Genomic DNA, 15,667 nt, shown 5'->3' with positions numbered 1-15,667 from the left:
CGCCCGTCAGCCGTCCGAGCCGCCCGGCCCGTCGCAGACCACGGGGTTGTCGGGGTTGTAGGAGTGGTTGAACGAGTTCTCCTTGACCACCTTGCCCTCGTGGAGCACCTTGCGGGAGATGGTGACCGAGAAGCCGTCCTCACCGCCCGGGTACGGCTGGCAGTCCGCCGACGAGTCGTGGATGGTCGTCTTCGGCACGATGTTCCGCTTGGGGCTGGTGCTCTCCTGGACCGTGTAGTACTTGGTGCTCCAGATGCGGACCGTGAGCTTGCCGTCCGCCACGAAGGCCTGCATGACCGCGCCGTACGGGGTGTCGTTGCGGAACTTCATGTCCTTGGCGCCCACGTAGATCGTGGCCTCGCGGCCCGCCGGGTAGCGCGGGAACCAGTAGGAGTGCGCGTGGTGCTCGATGTCGTCGAACCCGGCGAAGAAGCCCGCGTTGAACGAGGTGGTGGCCATCTGCGAGAGACCACCGCCCACCGCCTCCACGTGCTCGCCGTTCTCGACGACGCCCGCGTCGAAGTACCCGTTCTCCAGGGTGATCGGCGCCAGGGCCTCCAGCAGCGAGAAGGTCTCGCCCGGCTTGACCAGGTTGCCCGTGACCATCTCGGCGCCCCGCACCAGGTTCTGGGTGCGCACGGGCTCGTTCGTCAGCGGCGTGCTGAACTCGGACACGATCTCCTTGACGCCCAGCGCCTCCAGCGACTCGACGGTCTCCTTCGGGTCCTGCTCGACCAGCTCGACCGACGTCTCGCGGTCGTCGCTCGTCGCGGCGATCCGCACGGCCTTGCCGGTCTCCGCCGGGTCCAGGGTGGTGCCGGTCTTGCCCTCGACGACCGTCGGCGTACCGCCCACGAACTCGAAGTGCGCGTCGTCCGGGACCTCCAGCAGGTCGGTCGTGCCCTCCACGATCGCCGCCACGGCGGCCTCGCGGTCCACGATGGTCCGCAGCGTCTCGTCCCGCTGCTCGAACCGGACCAGCCCGGCCAGGACGGCGGGCGTGAGCACGGGCTTCTGCCCGCCCACCGACACCGTGACGGGTGCCGAGACGACCTTCTGCGCCACGGCGAAGCTGTCGTCCGTCTCCTGCTGCGTGATCGTCGGCTCGACGGTTTCGATCGGCAGGTCGAACGGCCCCTCGTCGTGCAGCCAGCGCTCCTGGATGATCCGGGAGGTCTCGCTGGTGACGATCCGTGAACCGTCCTTCGCGTCGGTCTTGGCCGGCTGCCCGTCGACGAACGACACGGTGCCGTCCACGGGCGCGACGGTGAGCGACTCCTCGAGGCCCGCCACGGCGGCGTCGAACTTCTCGGAGTCGATGTCCAGGACCAGCTCCTCCTCGGTGCCGCCGAACATGTGCGCCCACATGCGCACCGGGCTCAGTGAGAAGCCGGTGAGCTGGGCCGCCGTGGCCTCGGCGTCGATCGCGAGGCCGCTCGGCTCCGGGGAGAGCTGTGCCTTGCCCTCGCCCGCCGTCAGGGCGATCGGCTCCTTGAGCCGCGGGCCGAGCTGCTCCGTCAGCGCGGAGGCGGCCTCGCCCTGCGTCATGCCGCCGACGTCGACGCCGGCCACCGTGGTCTCCTTCGGCACCCGGTCGCTCAGGCTCCAGGCCACGAGCGAGTAGACGCCGAACAGCACGACGGCGGCGAGCACCGCGAACAGCGCGAACTTCGGTCCGCGGCTCGGGGCGCCGTCACCGGCGAGCCCGTAGAAGCTGCCCGGGGCGGTCGGGGCGCCCGGTCCACCGGGCCCACCGGGTCCGCCCGGTCCGCCGCCGGGACCGGCAGGTCCGGCCGGCTGCTGCGCGGACGCGGCCGCGGCGCCGGGGTTCACCGGCGCCCAGCGCGAGACGCGCTGGATCGCGCCGGTGAGCGGCTTGAGGAACGAGTTCTGGCCGCCGTCCGGAGCGGGCACGCTACCCGGACCGGACGGTGCGGCGGAGTCCGGGCCCGACGGCGGGATGAGCGAACGCGGCGGCACCGACGGCGGCGCACCGGGGGTCGCCGGTGCCGGCGGGGCTGCGGGAGCGGACGTGGCGACGCCCGGCGCAGGGGTGGACGGGGCGGACACCACGCCCAGCGGGGTGACGCCGGGGGCGGCGACAGGCGCAGTGCCGCCCGAGGCGGCGGGGGTGACGCCGGACGCCGCGGCGGGGGTGACGCCGGACGCCGCGGCGGAGGCGGCGGCCGCGCTCGCCGCGACGGCTGCTGCCGTGTCCTTGGTGGGCGACGGGGCGCCGGCGGCTGCCGGGCCCGCGGGGACGGAGGCGGACGTCCTGTCCGGTGCTGTGCCGGGCGATGTGCCGGGCGATGTGCCGGGCGATGTGCCGGGCGATGTGCCGGGCGACGCGTCGGCCGGGGTGTCGGCGGATGCACCGCCTGACGAGGTGTCGGAGGACGCGGGGCCGGCAGGCGCCGCGCCCTTCGAGGCGTTGGTCGGCGCGCTCTCCGTCGCGGGCCTGCTCACCGGAGCAGCGGACGGAGACGCGTCGCCGGACGGCGTCGCGTCTCCGGCGGCGGCACCCGCGGCAGCACCTCCGGCGGCCCTCGCAGCAGAACCGGCCGGAGCACCTGCAGCGGCACCGGCCGCAGCAGCACCGGCGGCTGCACCCGCCGTCGCGTCCGAACCGGACGCACCGGGGGCGGCGTTCGGGGTGCTGCCCGCGCCCGGCGCCTGCTTGGGCGGCCGTTCGAACGCGAAGACACGCGGCGTGTACCCGCTCTTCGGCGTGGTGGTGGCCTTGGTCGCCGGGGTCGCGAGCTCGTTGACGACCGTCTGCAGCACGGCCACGTCCGGGTTGTCGGCGCTCGGCGGCTCGGCCGGGGTCGCGGACGACGAGCCCGGCTGGTCCGCCGACGGGCTCGGCTTGCTCCGCACGGGAACGGCCGGGGCCGACGCCGCGCCCGGCACCGACGCACCCTGCCCGCCCGCGGACGGGGCGGCGTCACCGGCGCGCGGAGCGGGCCCCGCGGGGACGGCCGGAGTACCCGACGGCTGGGCGTCGCCCGGTCCGGGAGCCGCGGCGGCCGACGCAGCGGGGGTCCGCCCGGCGTCGACGGGTGTCGCCTCCGCCCGGTCGGCCCCGGCCGGCGAGGCACCGGACCCCGCGTCGGCCGTCGTCGCACCGCCGTCCGACGTCACGGCGGGCTCAGCACCGCCGTCCGACATCGCAGCGGGCTTGGCGGCGTCCGACATCGCAGCCGGCTTCCCGGCGTCCGACGGCGACGCGGCGGGCTCGTGCGGCGACGCTGCGGACGACGCGGCGTCCGCCGCTGCCTCCTGGGCGCGCGCGGGCGTGACCGGCGGGATGGCCGGCGGGGTGACGGGCTGGCGGGCCTTCGGGGCCTCGGACTGCTCCGGAGGGGTCACGGGCTGGGCTTTCTCTGGGGACGGGGAAGCCGGCTGTGCGGTCGGTCGACCGGCCGGTGCTGCGAACTGCACGGCTCCCGGGTCGGTCGGCCGTGCGGGGGGTGTGGCAACCTGTCGGGGAACGCTGCCTGGGCGCGTCCGGGACAGGCGGGGAGGCATCGCCGGGGCAGGTTCCGTCCCGGCGTTCTCGTCTGACGTCGGCTCGAGCGGTTCGTCACGCTCGGTCGGCTGACCCATCGGCACGCTCCGTGCAACTACCCGAGACGCGGGCCCTCCGCGTCCCCCAGGGCGCACCGAGACTGCGGCGAATCCGCTGGACGGGGCCGCCCTGCCGGGAATCCTATCGAGCAGGAATCCGACTCAAGGTCGCGTACCGGACGTCCCGAGGTGGAGGTTGTGTATCAATCCTGCCCACCATCCTGAAGCACTTCGCGCAGACGCGCAGGCCTCAGGCGGCAGACCGGTTCCGGCGCGCCGGAACCTCCGCGAACCACGACGACGGCAGGAACGCCACGACGGCCAGCACGGCCACCCCGGCATACGACCAGGCCATGCCCAGCAGGCCCGCCGGCACCACGACGTCGCCCCCCGAACCCGGCAGGGACAGGGCCTGCACCATGGCGACCCAGCCCACACCGAACCCCAGCAGCGTGCCATAACCCGCCCAGGCGCGCGCGAGGACGCCCGCGGCGGCGGTCAGGGCGAGGGCGAGCACGAGACCGAGGTACCAGGACTCGTCGCCGTACCGGTGCACCACCGTCCCGAGCGCGCCCAGCACCACGCCGAGCAGGACGGCCAGCAGGGTGCGCACGATCGTTCGTCCGAGGTGACGTCCGGGTGAGTTCACCCGACCATTGTCCAGCACGCACCTGGGAGGGTCCTGCGGATGTGGAACACTCCCGCGGGTGAACACGCTCCAGGCACAGACGCAGCTCATCGTCCGACAGCGCATCCGGATGCTGGTCAACCAGTACGAGGTGCACGGCGCCCGGCCCGACGGCTCCGAGGGCGACCTCTACGCCTTCGCGCAGCAGAAGCGCATGGCGTTCCGTGAGCAGGTGACGCTCTACACGGACGAGAAGAAGCAGGAGGCCGTGCTCGGCTTCAAGGCGCGGCAGGTCATCGACCTCGGCGCCACCTACGACGTCGTCGACGCGGGCGGCTCCCCCATCGGCTCGTTCCGCAAGGACTTCGCGCGCTCGCTGCTGCGCAGCACCTGGCACCTGGAGCAGCCGGGGTACGCCACGGCCACCGGCTCCGAGCGCAGCACCGCCGTCGCGATCATCCGGCGGCTGGCCGAGGTCGACTGGCTGCCGTACCACTTCGACTTCCTGGTCGAGGGCCGGCCCGCGTTCTCCGTGGAGAAGAAGTGGGGCCTGCGCGACCGGTACGTCGTGAACATCCACGACCCGCAGCTCGACCGCCGGCTCGTGGCCGCCATGGCGATCGCGCTGGACGCCCTCCAGGAGCGCTGAGCCCCCTCAGCGGACCGGCCGGGTCACCAGGTACGTCTCGTCGGCGAGAAGGGGCGCCAGCACGTCGTTCGACAGGGCGTACCAGCCGACGACGGCCCCTTCCGCGTGGGGCAGCGCCGTCGCGTGCTGCACCTGGGTCGCGTGCGCCCGCAGCGCGGCGACGACCCGCCCCAGCACGGGCCGCACATCGACCCGCACCGCGCCCGGACCAGCCGCCCCACCGAACCGGGTGATCGGCAGATCGTCAGGTGATCGGTACCCCGGGGTGCCGATCACCTGGCCTTCTGCCGACCACGGCTGCGGGTCTGCAGGCTCTGGAGCCAGCCAGCACGCGTCCAGGGTGGGCTTCGCCAGCGGAGGGAGGGGCTCGTACGGGTCCAGGAGAGTGAGGGCGTGGGTCGTCGCGAGCTCCCGGGCCTCCGGAAGGGCGGCGAGGGTCGCCCGCGCCGCGCGCACCTCGGCGGCCGGTGCGACGGCCTGCCACAGCTCCGGGCCGTCCCACGGCTGCCCCTGCCGCACGGCCGGACCGGCCGCGAGCTCGAGCGCACGGACGGTCACCTGGTGCGTGCGCACGTGGTCGGGGTGGCCGTAACCGCCTCCCGGCTCGTACGTGGCGACGACGGCGGGACGCCGCGCCCGGATCAGCGCCGCGAGCCGCCCGGCGGGCCCGTCGAGCGGCACCCGCGCGAACGCCGTCGGCGGGGAGTCGGGTGCGGGGCCGGCGACACCCGGTGCCACCCAGGCCATGCCCGAGTCCTCGTACCGCGCTGCGCCGGGGGCGCCGACGACGAACGGCGCGACGCCCGCGGGCAGGCCCGGCGCACCGGACAGGACGCCGGACACACCAGACACCGCGCCGGGCGCACCGGAGACGGTGTCCGGTACACCAGGCAACATGTCCAGGAAGACATGCTCGATCCGGCCGGGTCCCTCGCCGCCGCCCGCCAGATGCTCCAGCGCCGCAGCCAGCTCCGTCTCGCGGTAGGCGCCCAGGGCAGGACCGTCGCCCTCGAGGCCGGCGAGCCCCTCCGACGTCGTCCCGGGCAGGGCGATCACCTCGCCCCGCTCGCCGCGCGTGCAGGTGACCACGCACACGGGCAGCCCGGCCGCCGCGAACGTGGCGATCAGCCCACCGGTCGACAGCGTCTCGTCGTCGGGATGCGCATGCACGACCACCAGCCCCCCGGACAAAGCGTTGAGTGCTGGATCTTCGCCCTCGGAACGGCAGTTCACGGGCGAAGATCCAGCACTCAACGGCAGGGCGCGGTCAGGAGCGCTTGGCGCGGGCCGCGGCGCGGGCGCGGTCCGTGGCGTTCAGCACGACCTTGCGGATGCGGACGACCTCAGGGGTCACCTCGACGCACTCGTCCTCCTGCGCGAACTCCAGCGACTCCTCGAGCGTGAGCTTGCGCGGCGGGATGAGGTTCTCGAAGTTGTCGGCGGTCGAGGACCGCATGTTCGTCAGCTTCTTCTCCTTGGTGATGTTGACGTCCATGTCCTCGTTGCGCGAGTTCTCGCCGACGATCATGCCCTCGTACACCTCCTGCGTGGGGTCCACGAAGAAGGAGCCGCGCTCCTGGAGGTTGATCATGGCGAACGGCGTGACCTTGCCGGCGCGGTCCGCGACCAGCGAGCCCGTCATGCGCGACTCGATGGGACCGTGCCACGGCTCGTAGCCCTCGGAGATCGACGCGGCGATACCCGTACCGCGCGTGTCGGTGAGGAACTGGGTGCGGAAGCCGATGAGGCCACGCGCCGGGACCATGAACTCCATGCGGACCCAGCCGGTGCCGTGGTTCGTCATGGTCTCCATGCGGCCCTTGCGCTGCGCGAGGAGCTGCGTGACGGAGCCGAGGTACTCCTCGGGCACGTCGATGGTCATGCGCTCCATGGGCTCGTGGCGCTTGCCGTCGATCTCCTTGGTGACCACCTGCGGCTTGCCGACCGTGAGCTCGAAGCCCTCGCGGCGCATCTGCTCCACCAGGATGGCCAGCGCGAGCTCACCACGGCCCTGCACCTCCCAGGCGTCCGGACGCTCGGTCGGCAGCACCTTCAGCGAGACGTTACCGATGAGCTCGGAGTCGAGGCGGTCCTTCACCTGGCGCGCGGTGACCTTGTGGCCCTTGCCGCCCTTGCCCGCCAGGGGCGAGGTGTTGATACCGATGGTCATCGAGATGGCCGGGTCGTCCACCGTGATGAGCGGCAGGGGGCGCGGGTCGTCGATGTCGGTGAGGGTCTCGCCGATCATGATGTCGGCGATGCCCGCGACGGCGACGATCTCGCCGGGGCCGGCCTTGTCGGTCGGCACGCGGTCGAGCGCCTTGGTCTCCAGCAGCTCGGTGATCTTCACGCTCTGCAGCGTGCCGTCGTGCCGGGCCCACGCCACGTTCTGGCCCTTGGACAGGGTGCCGTTGTGGATGCGCAGCAGCGCGAGGCGGCCGAGGAACGGCGACGCGTCGAGGTTGGTGACGTGAGCCTGCAGCGGCACGCCCTCCTCGTAGGTCGGCGCGGGGATCTTCTCGAGGATCGTGGCGAACAGCGGCTCGAGGTCCTCGTTGTCCGGCAGGCCGCCGTCGGCGGGCTGGTCGGTGGAGGCGCGGCCGGCCTTGGCCGACGCGTACACGACGGGCACGTCGAGGATGGCGTCCAGGTCGAGGTCCTCGACCTCGTCCGACAGGTCGCCGGCCAGGCCGAGCAGCAGGTCGGTGGTCTCGGCGACGACCTCGCTGATGCGCGCGTCGGGGCGGTCCACCTTGTTCACGACGACGATGACCGGCAGCTTGGCGGCCAGGGCCTTGCGCAGCACGAAGCGCGTCTGGGGCAGCGGGCCCTCGGACGCGTCGACCAGCAGCACGACGCCGTCGACCATGGACAGGCCGCGCTCGACCTCGCCGCCGAAGTCGGCGTGGCCGGGGGTGTCGATCACGTTGATGGTGATGCCGTCGGGCTCACCGCTCGCCGCGGCCGCGGGGCCGGCGTACCGGATCGCGGTGTTCTTGGCGAGGATCGTGATGCCCTTCTCACGCTCCAGGTCGCCGGAGTCCATCACGCGGTCGTCCACGTGCTGGTGCGCCGAGAACGCGCCCGCCTGCTTCAGCATGGCGTCCACGAGCGTGGTCTTGCCGTGGTCGACGTGGGCCACGATGGCGACGTTACGCAGGTCGGAACGGGTCGCACGGGCCGAGGTCGGCGCGGTTGCAGGCACGGTCACGGAGCACTCATTTCCAGAAGGGAGGTCAGGGGGCGCGGACTCTGGCCCGAAGGGACCGGTCTCGCAGCACCACCCATCTTACCCGCGAATCGAAATCCCCAGGTGTCGACCGTGTCACTGCGCGGTGAACACACCGAATGCGTCAGGCCCTCAGGCCGCCGGAGCGACCTGAGGGCCTGACACGCGCGCGGAGGAAGCGGTCAGCCGCCGATCTCCAGGCTCGCGCCCGGGATGGCCGCCAGGAGGTCGCGCGTGTACTCCTGCTGCGGGTTGTCGAACACCTCGTCGGTGGTCGCGTGCTCCACGATGCTGCCGTCCTTCATCACCGCGACGAGGTCGGCGATCTGCCGGACCACCGCGAGGTCGTGCGTGATGAACAGGAAGGACAGCCCCAGCTCGGCCTGCAGGTCGTTGAGCAGCGTCAGGATCTGCGCCTGGACCAGCACGTCGAGCGCCGAGACGGCCTCGTCGAGCACCAGCACCTCGGGCTTGAGCGCCAGGGCACGCGCGATGGCGATGCGCTGCCGCTGCCCGCCCGACAGCTCGTTCGGGAACCGGCGCATGGTGGCCTGCGGCAGCGACACCATGTCGAGCAGCTCGCGCACGCGCGCCTCGCGGGACTTGCGGTCGCCCACCTTGTGCAGGACGAGCGGCTCCTCGATCGAGCGGTAGATCGAGTACGTCGGGTCGAGCGACCCGTACGGGTTCTGGAACACCGGCTGCACGCGACGGCGCAGCGCGAACTGCTCCTTCGCGGACATCTTCGCCACGTCCTTGCCGTCGAACATCACCGTGCCCGACGTCGGTTCGAGCAGTCCCAGCACCATGTTGGCCGCCGTCGACTTGCCGGAGCCCGACTCCCCCACCAGGGCCAGCGTGTGACCCTTGGGCAGCGTGAAGTCGATACCGTCCACCGCCGTGAAGTCGGTGTGCGTACCCGGCCGGGAGCCACGGATGTGGAACACCTTGGTCAGGTCCTTCGCCACGACGACGTCGGGCGCCGTCGTGGCGGCCTCGTCGGCGTGCTCGGCGAGCAGGTCCTCGGACTCCTGGCCGCGCGCGTGCGCGGACTGGATACGACGCGACGCCAGCGACGGGGCCGAGGCCACGAGCCGCTTGGTGTACTCGTGCTGCGGGTCCTGGAGGATCTGCAGCGCCGGGCCCGACTCGACGACCTTGCCCTTGTACATCACCACGAGGTGCTCGGCGCGCTCGGCGGCCAGACCCAGGTCGTGCGTGATGAACAGGACGGCCGTGCCGAGCTCGGCGGTGAGGCCCTCCAGGTGGTCCAGGATCTTCTTCTGGACCGTCACGTCGAGGGCGGAGGTGGGCTCGTCCGCGATGAGCAGCTTGGGCCGCGAGGCCAGGCCGATCGCGATGAGCGCACGCTGGCGCATACCGCCGGAGAACTCGTGCGGGAACTGGCGGGCCCGGCGCTCGGCGTCGGGCAGGCCGGCCTCGCCGAGCAGCTCGGCGACGCGCGCGGTGCGCTCCGCCTTGGTGCCCTGGAAGCCGTTGGCCACCAGGGCCTCGTCGATCTGCGTGCCGATGCGCCACACCGGGTTCAGGTTGGACATCGGGTCCTGCGGGACCAGGCCGATCTCACGGCCACGGATGTCCTCGACCTGCCGGCGCTTGAGCCCCACGAGCTCGCGGCCGCCGAACGTGATGGACCCGCCGGTCACCTTGCCGGTGCCGGGCAGCAGGTCGATGATCGCGTGCGCGGTGGTGGACTTGCCGGAACCCGACTCGCCCACGATGGCCACGGACTGGCCCGGGTAGACGGTGAGGTCCACGCCGCGCACGGCGTCGACGACGCCGGTCGCCGTGGTGAACGAGATCTGCAGGTCCTTGATCTCGAGCAGCGGGGTGTTGTCGTCGCGCTTCTCGGCGGGCACCGGGGCGTCCTCGGTGGAACCGTCGGTGAGGGTGATCGTGGTGGTCATCGCTTCCTCGCCTTCGGGTCGAGGGCGTCGCGCACGACGTCGCCCAGCATGATGAAGCCGAGCACGGTGAAGGCGAGTGCGGCGGCCGGGTAGAACATGATCTCCGGGTTGGTGCGGATCGAGGACCGCCCGTTGGAGAGGTCACCGCCCCACGAGACCGTCGACGGGTCGAGGCCGATGCCGAGGAACGTCAGCGTGGCCTCGGCCACGATGAACGTACCGAGCGCCACCGTGGAGTACACGATGATCGGCGCCGCGGAGTTCGGCAGCACGTGCTGCCAGAGGATCGCGCCGCGGCTCATGCCGAGCGCCTTCGACGCGGTGACGAACTCGTTGTTCTTCACGCTGAGCACGGCGCCACGCGTGATGCGGGCGATCGTGGTCCAGCCGAAGGACGCCAGCACGAGCGCCACGGCCAACGCGCTGCGCGAGGGCACGATGCTCAGGATCACGATCGCGGCGAGCACGAACGGCACGGCGAAGAAGATGTCCGTGATGCGCGACAGGATGGTGTCGGTCCAGCCGCCGTAGTAGCCGGCGATGGCGCCGATGGCGGTGCCGAGCACGACGACGAAGGCCGTGGTGAGCAGGCCGACGAGCACCGACGCCCGCGCGCCGAACAACGTGCGCGTGTAGATGTCGCAGCCGACCTTGTCCGTGCCGAAGAAGTGCTCGCTCGACGGCGGCAGCAGGGAGTTCGACAGCAGGCAGTTGTCGCGCGGGAGCTGGGAGGTGAACAGGCCCGGCGCGATCGAGACCACGATGACGATCGCGATCATCGTGATGGACACCCAGAACAGCGGCCGGTGGCTCATCTCGCGCCACGCCTCGCGCCACATGCTCGACGGCGCCTCGTCCGTCGAGACGGCGTCGACGACGCCCACCTTGACGTCCTCCGGTGCGGCCACGTAGCGGCCCTGGCCCGGACGCGGGGCCTTGTCGTAGCGGTTCTCAGGCATAACGGATCCTCGGGTCCAGGACGGCGTAGAGCAGGTCCACGAGCAGGTTGGCGACGATGTAGACGAGCACGATCACGGTGGACATGGTCACGATCGTGACCGACTCCCCGCGCGCGATCGCCTCGAACAGCGTGCCGCCGACGCCGCGGATGTTGAAGATGCCCTCGGTGACGATCGAGCCGGTCATCAGGTTGCCCAGGTCCACGCCGATGAACGTGACGACGGGGATGAGCGAGTTGCGCAGCACGTGCCGGTTGACCACCTTGCCGCGCGACAGGCCCTTGGCCCGCGCCGTGCGCACGAAGTCGGCCGTGACGTTCTCGATGACCGAGGTACGGGTCAGGCGCAGGATCTGGGCGAACGACGTGGTGGCCAGCACGATGGCGGGCATCAGCAGGCTGACGAAGTCGGGATCTCGTCCGGCGGTGACGGGCAGCCAGTCGAGCTGGACACCCACGACGATCTGCAGCACCAGGCCGGTGACGAACGTCGGCAGGGCGATGAGCAGCAGGCTGAGCACCAGCACCGTCGAGTCGAAGAGCTTGCCCTTGCGCAGACCGGCGAAGAGGCCGAAGCCGATGCCGAAGATCGTCTCGATCGCGAGCGCCATGATCGCGAGCTGGAACGTGATGGGCAGCGCCTCCGCCACGACCTCCGACACGGGGCGGCCGGTGAACGTGTTGCCGAGGTCGAAGGTGAAGATGCCCTTCAGGAAGTACAGGTACTGCACGATGAACGGCTGGTCCAGGTGGAACTGGGCGCGGATCTGCTGCTGCACAGCCTCGGGCAGCCCGCGCTCACCGCCCAGGCCCGCCACGGGGTCACCGGGACGCAGGAACACCAGCGCGTACAGCAAGAGGGTGGCGCCGAGAAACACAGGGATCACCTGCAGCAGCCGGCGTCCGAGATACCAAAGCATCGAGAATTCTCCTTGGGCGGTTTCAGCGAACCATTCTCCCGGACAACTCCGCGGTGGTGCGCCACAGCACAGTGGAAGGCGGGGTACGCGTCGCGCGTACCCCGCCTCACCTGGAGCGGAGCGTCACACCGGGGGTCCGGTCGTGATCAGGCTCACTCCGACTTGGTCACCTGGTACAGGATCGGGTCGCTGTCCCAGCCGAACACGACGTTGTCCACGGCCTCGGACCAGCCGCCGGTCGCGTTGTTGTACCAGAGCGGGATACCCGGCAGGTCCTGGAACAGGATCGTCTGGGCCTCCTTGTAGAGCTCGATGGCGGTGTCCGGGTCGGACTCGCCGTTGGCCTCCTTGAGCTTGGCGTCGAACTCCTCGGACGAGTAGCCCATGTCGTTCGAGCCGGCGCCCGTGCCGTAGATCGGGCCGAGGAAGTTGCTCATGGCCGGGTAGTCGGCCTGCCAGCCGCCGCGGAAGAGACCCTTGATCTCCTCGTTGTCACGCGCGTCGAGGAACTCGTCGAACGTGGGGTAGGCGTCGAACTCGCAGTCGATGCCGAGCGTGTCGCGGATGCCGTTGCAGGTCGGGTCGATCCACGACTGGTGGTCGCTGTCCGCGTTGGACGCGATGTACAGGGGCTCGTCACCCCACGGCTCGATAGCCTCGGCCTCGTCCCAGAGCGCCTTGGCCTCCTCCGGGTTGTAGTCGAGCACCTCGTTGCCCTCGAGGTCCTCGCTCCAGCCGTTGATCACCGGCGAGGTGAAGTCGGTGGCCGGGGTGCGCGAGCCGGAGAACACGGTCTCGGTGATGGCCTCACGGTCGATCGCCATCGAGATGGCCTGGCGGCGCAGGAGGCCCGCCTCGCCCTTGAGCTTCTCGTTGTACTCCGGGACGTTGATGACCTGGATGACGGCGGCCGGCTGGTTGACGGCGCGGTCGCCCAGCTCGTCCTCGAACGTGCCGAAGGCGGAGGCCGGGACGTTGGTGACGATGTCCAGGTTGCCGTCGAGCAGGTCGTTGTACGCCGAGTCCTCGTCGGTGTAGGCGACCAGGTCGACACCACCGTTCTGGACCTCGCGCTCGCCCGCGTACGTCTCGTTCGGGCGCAGCTCGATCAGCGAGTTGTGCTCCCAGTTCTCCAGGACGTAGGGGCCGTTGCCGATCGGGTCCTCGCCGAACGCCTCCGGGTCGTCGAAGAACGACTCGGGCAGCGGGTAGAAGGCCGAGTAGCCCAGCCGCAGCGGGAAGTCGGACTCCGGCTGCGAGAGCGTCGCGGTGAACTCGGTGTCGCTGACGACCTCGAGGCCCGACAGCGTGTCGGCGGCGGGGTCCTCACCGGTGGGCTCACCGGCGTCGTCCGTGGGGACCTGGACGTCCGCGAAGCCCTCGATGGGCTCGAAGAAGTAGCTCAGGTTCTGCGCGTTGGGGCCGTAGGCGCCGTAGTTCCAGGCGTCCACGAAGCTCTGTGCCGTGACCGGCGTGCCGTCCGAGAACTCCCAGCCGTCCTTGAGCGTGATCGTCCAGACCTGGTTGTCGTCCGACTCGATCGACTCCGCGACCTCGTTGTGCACGACGCCCTCGGCGTCGTAGTACACGAGACCGGCGAAGATGTTGCTCGTGACCTTGGACCCGAAGGTCTCGTTGGTCATGGTGGGGATGATCGGGTTCTGCGGTTCACCGTTGCCGACCGTCACGATGCCGGTGCTGGCGCCGCCGTCGCCGGTGTCATCGCCGCCGCCACCGCCGCAAGCGGTCAGCACGAGCGACGAGGCGAGCGCGAACGCGCCGAGCCCCACAAGTCGCTTTCGAGGTGTCACGTGTCCTCCTGGGTAGCAGTACACCCCGGTCCGGCGGGTGCCGTCCGGAGTGATGCGGGCGCTTCGTTGCGCCCCGTGGTATCACGACCTAACGTAACCGCTCCGCGCGAATGGTGATGACCACCACCGGGGAAACGCCACCGAGTTGTGACCATCTCGGTATGCACGGGTAACACCGGGTAACAGTTCTGACCAGGTGGTTCTCACACCCGTAACAAAGCCGCCGTGAGGCCGTCCACCAGGAATTTCACCCGTCAGCGGCTGGTTTCACCCGCCCGTCGTGCAGTTCCACCACCCGGTCCGCCCGCGCCATCAGCTCGGGGTCGTGCGTGGAGACGACGGCCGCCACCCCGCGTTCGTGCACCACCCGGGCCAGCAGGTCCATCACGACCGCCGCGGTGGCGGAGTCGAGCTGTCCGGTGGGCTCGTCGGCGAGCAGCACCTCGGGTTCGGCCACGAGTGCCCGCGCGATACCCACCCGCTGCTGCTGCCCGCCCGACAGCTCGTACGGACGCTGCTTCGCGTGCCCGCTCAGGCCCACGGCCGCAAGGGCCTCGGCCACCCGCCGGGCGCGCTCGGCCGGGGCCGTCCGCCGCAGTCGCAGGGGCACCTCCACGTTCTCGGCCGCCGAGAGCACCGGCACCAGCCCGAACGACTGGAACACGTAGCCGATCCGGTCGCGCCGCGCGGCGAGCACCGCCTTCTCCCCCAGCGCCGTCAGCTCCGCGTCGCCCAGCCACACGCCGCCCGACGTGGGCCGGTCCAGTCCCCCGAGCAGGTTCAGCAGCGTGGTCTTGCCCGAGCCCGACGGGCCGCGCACCACCAGCAGCTCACCGGCGGCGACCTCCACCGACGCGTCCGTCAGGGCGTGCACCTCGCCCGCGCCGGTACCGAACACCCGGGTGAGCCCCTCGGCGCGCAGCACGGTGCGCGCGGACGTCGTCGTGGTCATCGGTCCTCCTCGGTCCCGGTGCGTCCGGCCTCTGTACGTCCGGCCTCTGTACGTCCGGTCTCCGTCCGCCCGGCCTCCGTCCGCCCGGTGGTGGCACCCGGCGCCGCCGGCCACACCCCGACGTGGTCCGGCTCCAGGGCCAGCCGCACGCGGTCACGCAGGTCGAGCGCGTGCACGAAGTCCTGCGGGAGCTGCAGGCGCCCCACCCGGTCGACCACCGCGAACTCCTCGGCGACGTGCCGTTCGGCGCCGTGTTCGTCCACCTCCGTGCGGCGCAGCGTCTCCGTGGACGTCCGGCCGTCGCGGATCTGGACGGTGCGCGCCACGTGCTCGGACACCGTCGGGTCGTGGGTGACGATCAGCGTGGTCACGCCCGTCTCCCGGTTCACGCCGCGCAGGGCCTCCAGCACCTCGACCGAGGTCGCCTCGTCGAGCTCGCCCGTGGGCTCGTCGGCCAGCAGCACCCGCGGGTCGTTGGCCACCGCGACCGCGATGGCGGTGCGCTGCTGCTCACCACCGGACATCTCGCCCGGTCGCCGCCCGGCCACGTGGCCCACCTCCAGCAGCTCGAGCAGGTCCTCGACGCGACGCGCGCGGTCGCGCCGGGGCAGCGTGCCGGCCAGCTCCAGCGGGAGCCGCACGTTCTCGCTCGCCGTGAGATACGGCAGCAGGTTGCGGGAGGTCTGCTGCCACACGAAGCCGACCGTCGAGCGCTGGTACCGCACCCTCTCGGCGTGACCCATGGTGAGCAGGTCGGTCCCCGCCACCACCGCGGACCCGCCCGTCGGCGTGTCCAGGCCGGAGAGGATGGTCAGCAGCGTGGACTTGCCGGAGCCGGACGCGCCCACGACGGCCACGATCTCGCCCGGGTCGACGCTCAGGGTCAGGCCCTGCAGCGCCTGGACCTCGACGCCGTCGGTGGCGAAGATCCGCACCAGGTCGCCGCACCGGATCTCGCCCCCACCCGCACGGGCGGCCGACGCCGGGGCGCCGCCGGTCAGCTCGATGGTCGTGCTCATCGCGTC

General features: G+C 71.5%; 11 protein-coding genes. 1 reads left to right on the top strand and 10 read right to left on the bottom strand.

What is annotated here, in order from left to right; genetic code table 11:
• Positions 1–6 precede the first annotated feature (6 nt).
• The gene (locus ACO229_RS26515; RefSeq protein WP_423463272.1) at positions 7–3,369 is read right to left on the bottom strand and encodes a VanW family protein; all 3,363 of its coding nucleotides are present in this window, start codon (positions 3,367–3,369) and stop codon (positions 7–9) included.
• 448 nt (positions 3,370–3,817) lie between these two features.
• The gene (locus ACO229_RS26510; RefSeq protein WP_423463271.1) at positions 3,818–4,216 is read right to left on the bottom strand and encodes a hypothetical protein; all 399 of its coding nucleotides are present in this window, start codon (positions 4,214–4,216) and stop codon (positions 3,818–3,820) included.
• A gap of 58 nt (positions 4,217–4,274) precedes the next feature.
• Here ACO229_RS26510 and ACO229_RS26505 point away from each other — a divergent pair, with 58 nt between their 5' ends.
• Complete coding sequence (locus tag ACO229_RS26505; RefSeq protein WP_397415119.1) at positions 4,275–4,844, top strand: hypothetical protein; 570 nt, start codon at positions 4,275–4,277, stop codon at positions 4,842–4,844.
• 6 nt (positions 4,845–4,850) lie between these two features.
• Here ACO229_RS26505 and ACO229_RS26500 read toward each other — a convergent pair whose 3' ends face one another.
• The 8 genes from ACO229_RS26500 to ACO229_RS26465 all read right to left on the bottom strand — a co-directional run bounded on the left by ACO229_RS26500 (position 4,851) and on the right by ACO229_RS26465 (position 15,661).
• Positions 4,851–6,014 (bottom strand): PIG-L family deacetylase, encoded by a 1,164-nt coding sequence (locus ACO229_RS26500; RefSeq protein ID WP_423463270.1) that lies wholly within the window; start codon positions 6,012–6,014, stop codon positions 4,851–4,853.
• Between the two features lie 97 nt (positions 6,015–6,111).
• Positions 6,112–8,055, bottom strand: a complete 1,944-nt coding sequence (gene typA / locus ACO229_RS26495; RefSeq protein ID WP_397415115.1) for a translational GTPase TypA — start codon at positions 8,053–8,055, stop codon at positions 6,112–6,114.
• Between the two features lie 200 nt (positions 8,056–8,255).
• Positions 8,256–10,001 (bottom strand): dipeptide ABC transporter ATP-binding protein, encoded by a 1,746-nt coding sequence (locus tag ACO229_RS26490; protein ID WP_423463269.1) that lies wholly within the window; start codon positions 9,999–10,001, stop codon positions 8,256–8,258.
• Positions 9,998–10,960, bottom strand: a complete 963-nt coding sequence (locus ACO229_RS26485; RefSeq protein WP_423463268.1) for an ABC transporter permease — start codon at positions 10,958–10,960, stop codon at positions 9,998–10,000. Before ACO229_RS26485 ends, ACO229_RS26490 begins: the two co-directional genes overlap by 4 nt.
• Positions 10,953–11,879: an ABC transporter permease gene (locus ACO229_RS26480; protein ID WP_423463267.1), complete on the bottom strand. Its 927-nt coding sequence runs from the start codon at positions 11,877–11,879 to the stop codon at positions 10,953–10,955. Before ACO229_RS26480 ends, ACO229_RS26485 begins: the two co-directional genes overlap by 8 nt.
• Before the next feature lie 152 nt (positions 11,880–12,031).
• Entirely contained in the window at positions 12,032–13,690 is a 1,659-nt protein-coding gene (locus ACO229_RS26475; protein ID WP_423463266.1) for a peptide ABC transporter substrate-binding protein, read from the bottom strand.
• 247 nt (positions 13,691–13,937) lie between these two features.
• Complete coding sequence (locus tag ACO229_RS26470) at positions 13,938–14,642, bottom strand: ABC transporter ATP-binding protein (protein WP_397415104.1); 705 nt, start codon at positions 14,640–14,642, stop codon at positions 13,938–13,940.
• Entirely contained in the window at positions 14,639–15,661 is a 1,023-nt protein-coding gene (locus ACO229_RS26465) for an ABC transporter ATP-binding protein (RefSeq protein ID WP_423463265.1), read from the bottom strand. Before ACO229_RS26465 ends, ACO229_RS26470 begins: the two co-directional genes overlap by 4 nt.
• Positions 15,662–15,667: the final 6 nt, after the last annotated feature.

Origin of the sequence: Promicromonospora sp. MS192 (assembly GCF_049532985.1) — a bacterium.
GTDB lineage: Bacteria > Actinomycetota > Actinomycetes > Actinomycetales > Cellulomonadaceae > Promicromonospora.
Note: the sequence above shows the minus strand (reverse complement) of the source record. Positions and strands in the feature narration are given on the sequence as shown.

Coding starts and splice junctions, on each gene's coding strand:
- ACO229_RS26490 (WP_423463269.1), bottom strand. CDS start 10,001: ATGACCACCACGATCACCCTCACCGACGGTTCCACCGAGGACGCCCCG.
- ACO229_RS26485 (WP_423463268.1), bottom strand. CDS start 10,960: ATGCCTGAGAACCGCTACGACAAGGCCCCGCGTCCGGGCCAGGGCCGC.
- ACO229_RS26480 (WP_423463267.1), bottom strand. CDS start 11,879: ATGCTTTGGTATCTCGGACGCCGGCTGCTGCAGGTGATCCCTGTGTTT.
- ACO229_RS26470 (WP_397415104.1), bottom strand. CDS start 14,642: ATGACCACGACGACGTCCGCGCGCACCGTGCTGCGCGCCGAGGGGCTC.
- ACO229_RS26465 (WP_423463265.1), bottom strand. CDS start 15,661: ATGAGCACGACCATCGAGCTGACCGGCGGCGCCCCGGCGTCGGCCGCC.